Here is a 2,537-nt window from a genome sequence, read left to right as displayed (position 1 = left end):
TTGGTGCGGATGCAGCAGGTATCCGCTTAAAAGAAGTAGTCAAAGAATATTTGGAAGCAGAAGGTTTCCAAGTGGTGGATGTTACAGAAGAAGGGCAAGACTTTGTTGATGTGACCTTGGCTGTCGCTAAAGAAGTCAAACAAGCAGAAGACAATCTTGGTATCGTCATTGATGCCTATGGTGCTGGTCCATTCATGGTCGCTACTAAAATTAAAGGAATGGTTGCGGCAGAAGTTTCAGATGAGCGTTCTGCCTACATGACTCGTGGCCACAACAATTCTCGCATGATCACCATGGGCGCTCAAATCGTGGGTGAGCAATTGGCCAAAAATATCGCCAAAGGTTTTGTAAACGGTAAGTATGACGGCGGTCGCCACCAAATCCGTGTCGATATGCTCAACAAGATGTGCTAAGGGGAGGAGTAAACGAATGAAAATTGCAATTGGATGTGACCATATTGTCACAAATGAAAAAATGGCTGTTTCTGAATTTTTGAAATCAAAAGGTTATGAAGTCCTTGACTTCGGAACCTATGACCATGCGCGTACCCACTACCCAATTTTTGGGAAAAAAGTCGGTGAAGCAGTCGCTAGTGGTCAAGCTGATCTTGGAGTATGTATCTGTGGTACTGGTGTTGGAATTAACAACGCTGTTAACAAGGTTCCTGGAATTCGTTCAGCCTTGGTACGCGACATGACAACGGCTCTTTATGCAAAAGAAGAACTCAATGCCAACGTGATTGGTTTTGGTGGGAAGGTCACAGGAGAACTTCTGATGTGTGACATTTTGGAAGCCTTCATCCATGCGGAATACAAACCAAGTGAAGAAAACAAGAAATTGATTGCCAAGATTCAACATTTGGAAACCCACAACGACCGTCAAGAGGATGAGGATTTCTTCACAGAATTCCTTGAAAAATGGGACCGTGGGGAATACCACGACTAAGAGGTGAGTCTATGATTTTAACGGTAACCATGAACCCTTCAATCGACATTTCCTATCCATTAGAAAACTTACACTTGGATACGGTCAATCGAGTTGACAAGGTAAGCAAAACCGCAGGAGGGAAGGGGCTCAATGTCACACGGGTCCTTGCAGAGACTGGAGATCCTGTCTCGGCAACTGGTCTGATTGGTGGTTCAACAGGCCAATTTATCTTGGACCATCTGGATCAGGAAATCGGCAAAGAATTCTTTGAAATTCAAGGGGAGACCCGGAATTGTATTGCGATCCTTCACGAAGGACAACAAACTGAAATCCTGGAAAAAGGTCCGTCTGTTTCTGAAGAAGAAGGGCAAGCCTTTCTTGATCACTATGAAGCCTTGCTTCCAGATGTAGCAGTCGTTGCCATCTCAGGTAGTTTACCAGCGGGCTTGCCAATTGATTATTATTCTCAATTGGTCGAGCGCGCTAAGAAGGCAGGAAAACCAGTCGTTCTGGACTGCTCAGGCGCTTCTCTAGAAAAAGCACTAGTAGCTCCCGTTCAACCAACAGTGATTAAACCCAATAATGAAGAGTTGTCTCAACTCTTAGGCTACGAAGTGACTACGGATTTAGATCAATTAAAAGAGGTCCTTCAATCTGACTTATTTAAAGGAATCGAATGGGTCATCGTCTCCCTAGGAGCTGACGGTGCCTTTGCCAAACATGGTGATGTCTTCTATAAAGTGGATATTCCAAAAATTGAAGTGGTCAATCCAGTTGGATCTGGTGATTCGACAGTTGCTGGGATTGCCTCAGCTCTCTATCATCAGGAAGACGACCAAGCACTTTTAACCAAAGCCAATGTCCTTGGCATGTTGAATGCTCAAGAAGCAACGACAGGCCATATCAATATTCATCGCTATGATGATTTGTATCAGAATATAATTGTAAAAGAGGTATAAGATGGTATTAACAGAACAAAAACGCAACTATTTAGAAAAATTGAGCACCAAAGAGGGTGTGATCTCAGCCTTGGCCTTTGACCAACGTGGTGCCTTGAAACGCCTCATGGCTCAATATCAAGACACAGAACCAACAGTAGCTCAAATGGAAGAATTGAAGGTCTTGGTGGCTGAAGAATTGACGCCATTCGCATCTTCTATGCTCTTGGACCCTGAGTATGGCCTTCCAGCGACCAAGGTCTTGGATGCAGAAGCAGGTCTCTTGTTGGCTTATGAAAAAACTGGCTACGACACTTCTAGCACAAAACGTCTGCCAGACTGCCTTAACCTTTGGTCAGCTAAACGCATCAAAGAACAGGGCGCAGATGCAGTGAAATTCTTGCTCTACTATGATGTGGATAGTGCAGAAGAACTCAACCAAGAAAAACAAGCCTACATCGAACGCATTGGTTCAGAATGTGCTGCAGAAGAAATTCCATTCTTCCTTGAAATCTTGGCTTATGATGAAACTATTGCGGATGCCGGATCTGTAGAATATGCGAAAGTAAAACCTCGTAAGGTCATCGAAGCTATGAAAGTCTTCTCAGACCCACGCTTCAACATCGATGTCTTGAAGGTAGAAGTGCCAGTCAATGTCAAATACGTTGAAGG

The 2,537-nt window shown here is 44.0% G+C and carries 4 protein-coding genes; all 4 read left to right on the top strand.

Going from position 1 to position 2,537, the window contains the following annotated elements; all coding sequences use genetic code 11:
- Positions 1-413: galactose-6-phosphate isomerase subunit LacA (gene lacA, locus ADF75_RS07570; RefSeq protein WP_048789684.1), on the top strand; the 413-nt coding region annotated here is incomplete at its 5' end.
- Between the two features lie 16 nt (positions 414-429).
- A complete protein-coding gene (gene lacB / locus ADF75_RS07565; RefSeq protein ID WP_048789683.1) occupies positions 430-945 on the top strand; it encodes a galactose-6-phosphate isomerase subunit LacB in 516 nt (171 codons plus the stop codon).
- Positions 946-956: 11 nt separating this feature from the next.
- Positions 957-1,886: a tagatose-6-phosphate kinase gene (locus tag ADF75_RS07560; RefSeq protein ID WP_048789682.1), complete on the top strand. Its 930-nt coding sequence runs from the start codon at positions 957-959 to the stop codon at positions 1,884-1,886.
- 1 nt (position 1,887) lies between these two features.
- The coding region (gene lacD / locus ADF75_RS07555) for a tagatose-bisphosphate aldolase (RefSeq protein WP_048789681.1) at positions 1,888-2,537 on the top strand (650 nt) is incomplete at its 3' end.

The organism is Streptococcus sp. 1171_SSPC (genome assembly GCF_001069335.1).
Lineage (GTDB): Bacteria > Bacillota > Bacilli > Lactobacillales > Streptococcaceae > Streptococcus > Streptococcus xiaochunlingii.
Note: the sequence above shows the minus strand (reverse complement) of the source record. Positions and strands in the feature narration are given on the sequence as shown.

Coding starts and splice junctions, on each gene's coding strand:
- lacB (WP_048789683.1), top strand. CDS start 430: ATGAAAATTGCAATTGGATGTGACCATATTGTCACAAATGAAAAAATG.
- ADF75_RS07560 (WP_048789682.1), top strand. CDS start 957: ATGATTTTAACGGTAACCATGAACCCTTCAATCGACATTTCCTATCCA.